This is a genomic window from Nostoc sp. (assembly GCF_036917515.1).
In the GTDB taxonomy this organism is placed as follows: Bacteria; Cyanobacteriota; Cyanobacteriia; order Cyanobacteriales; family Nostocaceae; genus Nostoc.
The window spans coordinates 29,840-33,957 of sequence record NZ_JBALDE010000262.1; the positions used below are offsets into that span (position 1 = coordinate 29,840).

Consider the following 4,118-nt stretch of genomic DNA (forward strand, 5'->3'; position numbering starts at 1 on the left):
TATAATTCCTTAAAATACGACTATTTTGTTTGTAATAACGCAAGTAGTGTGTAAAAAGAGTCTTTGCAATCCCAAAATATATTTACTTCAGAAATGTGTTCTTTGCTTTAGTACTGTTATGATTGGGACATTACAACACTTTATCCTGAATAATAGCTACTTTTCCTATTAATATAAAATATCACTAAGAGCAATATAAATGTTTATATGATTACGATTAACTGTAAAAACTAGTTCATCAAAATTTATATTACAGCCTGTTTTAACAATTTAAACCGTTTTGTAGCCTCAATCTCTTAGGAACATAATTTTTCCGATCTAAGTTCATTTTTTAGTTGTTTTAAAGGTTACCAATAGTAGTTGGGTATATTTTTGTATTTAAAACTACAACTTTTATATATTCCTTATTTTTTATAACTATACGGAATCATCTCAATTTGAGCAACAAAATGCAATAGCAGTTAAGACAGTTAATTAATCTTGTCCATGAAATCTAATAGTAGTTAGGATATTTTAAGTGGACAGTTAAGACAGTTAAGAAAGTTAAGACACCTAAGTGGATATTTTAAGTGGACAGTTAAGACAGTTAAGCAAATAATGAAAATATTTGAAACAATTAATAAAGAATAATTATTAACTGTAAACTATCTGTAACTAACTAGAGAATCATGCAGGTAGTGAGAGGTGCAAGGATCATGCTTTTGTGCGCCCAAGTGAAGATGTCAGCTACAAGTATCTCGACCCTTTGTTTAAGGGTGTGGTCAATTGGAATCTGATTAACGTGAGTTCGACGGGTTGATTTAGGAACAAAAAAGGCTGAGACTGTCATAAAAGGAAAAATTGTCAAATAGAACATTCCCGACATCGCAGTGTCTTTAACTTTTTGGTGAATTTGATTGCTGGTTTGGCTGCTTACACCTATTTGCCCAAAAAACCGTCGATTGATATTTACCCAAAAGATTTGCCTGCACTACCTCCTGCCGTTTTTTAATTCCATCGAACTCACGTTATTTTACTAGGGTTGTTACTGGGGGATATCTGCGATTCAAAGGAGTCTTTTCTAGGGTTGTTATTCATCTGCCCTAATCCCGTTTTCTCAACAGATGCAATCGCATCCTTAGTTGCTGGTTTCATAACTTAAAGCAAATTCCCCTAACGGGACTTAAACAAAAATCAAGCCCAAATATAGCCCAAACTGGCTTTATAAGAAGCGAACAGGTCAAGATTAAGGGTGAACCAATCAAAAAAACGGAAAGACATAGCTGTTCTAAAAGCATCTATTGCTTCAGTAAATGTGTTCAAAGGTTTGTTAGCCCACCTTCGTCGTAACCCACCAGTCAACTGATGCCAAAGAATAAAACTATAGGCACATAAAACCAAAATAAAATGGCGTAGTAGACTTGTTTTATCTCGGACTTGATATTCTTTTAGTCCTAACCACCCTTTGGCTTCCCGATAAAATACTTCTACTCAATTTCTATGTCCATAAGTGTCAACTATCCATTTTGGTGTGACAATTGACGAAGAAACATTGGTAATGAAATAGTCGATATCAGTTGCTTGTGAGAAAGTCGCAGCGTTCATGACGATAGCAATATTTCGCTTTCCACTTAAACCTGATATCTCTACTTCTTTAGTTGCTACCCATAATGTTTTTGGTTTATCTAACTCCAGTTTAATTTCTGTCAAATCCTCTTGGGGTAGGGATTGCGCTAATTCATCTAGTCTAATCGTTTGTTGAGGATTATCTTGCTGATTAAGAATAACTTTGCGATTTTTAGCTAATCCTCCTAAATACCTTAGTTGACGATTCTCTAACTTTAATAAGAAGGATGTGTTGTTACCATATCCAGCATCTACAATCACTATTCCTGGCTGATACCCACGACTTAAAGTCAGATCTATTAATTTAATTGCTATTTCCGGTTTCTTCTCAAATAGAGGGTCTTGTTTCCCCTCCGCTAAAGAATCAGCGTGCTGATATAACTCTATATCTAATGGTAAGCTTTTTCTTCCATCATATAGATGCGTTGTCACCACTACTATTCCATTATCCGTTTTCCCAATTTCTCCGATATACTGTCTTCCTACTCCATCCGTAAAATTACCGCTTTTTCTATGTCCGGAATCATCAATTATTAAGCTAAAGCCTCTAGTGATTCTTGTCTGGCTACACTTGTTCATAATCTCTATCCGACGCTCATTGACCTGGGAACTTGACCAAGGTGCTTCGGTTAAAAAGTGGTGTAATCGGTGGTAAGTTACCCCTACGGCGTTCTCTGCGAGTTGGAATAAGTTTTTTCTCTCACTTTCACCCAATAATCCGCCTACATAGTGTCTAAACTCTCTTTTTTGAGCCTTATGAGTAAACACATCATCAAACCGTTGACACCATCTTTCAAAGCACGGCGGCATGGCTGCGGGGGTGGTTTCTTTCATGAGCTTTTTTCAACGTGAAACCTATGCTGAAATAGTATTATACTCTTTTTCACTCTTAACTTTTGTTTAAGTCCCGCTAACAAAAGGCGAGCGCTGTCCTTGGTTGTTGATAGTAATACAAAGTTGACGACATGAACGGTCATGCCACCTTTCTGTAGGGTACTTTATTACTGCTTACAACAATAAACCTAAAATGTTATGCTGGCAAGTGACAACGGTAAAAAAATGACTACGATGATAGATATTGAACATATTGCGACATTCAAATGGGGTAATAAACAAGCCAAAAAGTTAACAGAATTACGCGGAAATATCCCACGTCGTCAGCTTGAGCAAAAAACTACTGACCTTGGGCAAAAGGTTGCACATCAATATATTCAGCAATTAGAACAGCCTGACTATTACGCTACCCGTCTCAAAAGTGGAACAATCACTGTTTCAGTGGAGGTTGTTAACGTTTTGTGCGAAGCACTGAATGCTGATATCACTGATTTTTTCGATACTGCCAAAATAATTACTGTTGTTGCTTGACTTATTTCCGTTGACAACGGTAAAATAGAAACATACAAAACAAAAGGCGACCGCTCAAGTTTCGTAGGCTCTGCGATCACCCTTTGGCCCTATTACAGGAGTTTCTATTATGACCTATCCAAACTACACACAGCAAGCACTTTCCCGTTATAATCTCCCCCGGCTCAAAAGAATCGCTGTCGAACTCGGCATAACACCCACCGGGGACAAAAGAGCGGCTGACACCTGGATAAACGCAATCATCACCCACCAGTCCGCCCAAGTTCAGAAGCTTAAAGAACAAACCACAGCCCAAGCCGAACTCGACCACCACATCGCCACCCAAGCCCAAGCTATAGCGAACGTACCACTGACAACAGTAGAAATCAGCTTTGAGGATCACGAATTATACGCAGGTTTTGAACTGGTTGCAGCAATCACCCACGACGATGACCTAACGCAACCTTGGGTAGTAATGGTCAACGGCACAGAGAAATTCCGCGCAAACACTTGGATGAGATGCTACCGCTACATCAGTTGGCATCACCAAGACGGAACGCTGGAAGAAGCTCTTGAGCAGGGGGCAGGGAGCAGGGGAGAGAATCTTTCCCCTCTGCACCCCGCACCCTGCCCCTTGTCCTCCTCCGCCACTAGTAACGAAATCATGGCGCAGATTTTCAATGAGTGCGAGAAGTACGGCTTTGCCCTACTCGACGATGGAATTTATACCAGTAATTGCAAATTGGGTAAAGTGGGATGCACAGAAGGTAGCTGGTGGGTGATACGTGCTGGGGAATGTCAACAAATGCCCTGTGACTCGGCTATGGATGCCGTGTGGTGGCTGTCGATGGTGGACACGATGCCCGATGCAAAGGCGGCTGACTACGAAGAACTGCTAGACCGACCGTTTGAGATGCTGACTGCCGAAGATTGGCAACGGTTACGCGAGTATGAACCAGTTACAGAAAGTCGGGAGTTAGTACCAGCGTAATTCTTGTACAGACGAGAGCGATTGCTCTACAGGTAGCGATCGCTCATCAACTACTAGCTTATTCACCAATCCCCATTAAATCAATGGTTTGAGTCGATGGGGGATATTATTCCCCGCACCTCTCAGTTAAATCTGGGCGTGCGATTTTCACCGCACCCAGCTTCCGATGTTCTCAGCT

2 protein-coding genes and 2 pseudogenes are annotated in these 4,118 nt (G+C 40.2%); 3 read left to right on the forward strand and 1 reads right to left on the reverse strand.

Features of this window, described 5'->3' with window-relative positions; genetic code table 11:
• Nucleotides 1-844 precede the first annotated feature (844 nt).
• Nucleotides 845-991 (forward strand): annotated as a pseudogene (locus tag V7K89_RS33535) (IS982 family transposase); the annotation flags it as partial.
• Nucleotides 992-1,173: 182 nt separating this feature from the next.
• On the opposite strand, the pseudogene V7K89_RS33540 reads toward V7K89_RS33535, so the two are convergent.
• Nucleotides 1,174-2,439, reverse strand: a pseudogene (locus V7K89_RS33540) (IS701 family transposase).
• A gap of 225 nt (nucleotides 2,440-2,664) precedes the next feature.
• Here V7K89_RS33540 and V7K89_RS33545 point away from each other — a divergent pair.
• Nucleotides 2,665-2,970 carry a hypothetical protein gene (locus tag V7K89_RS33545; RefSeq protein ID WP_335195119.1) on the forward strand — a complete coding sequence of 102 codons (306 nt, stop codon included), beginning with the start codon at nucleotides 2,665-2,667 and terminating at the stop codon, nucleotides 2,968-2,970.
• A 109-nt stretch (nucleotides 2,971-3,079) separates the two neighbouring features.
• Nucleotides 3,080-3,940, forward strand: a complete 861-nt coding sequence (locus tag V7K89_RS33550) for a hypothetical protein (RefSeq protein ID WP_335195121.1) — start codon at nucleotides 3,080-3,082, stop codon at nucleotides 3,938-3,940.
• Nucleotides 3,941-4,118: the final 178 nt, after the last annotated feature.

What these genes read in the sequence shown, in the direction of transcription:
- V7K89_RS33545 (WP_335195119.1), top strand. Translation starts at nt 2,665, where the DNA reads ATGACTACGATGATAGATATTGAACATATTGCGACATTCAAATGGGGT.
- V7K89_RS33550 (WP_335195121.1), top strand. Translation starts at nt 3,080, where the DNA reads ATGACCTATCCAAACTACACACAGCAAGCACTTTCCCGTTATAATCTC.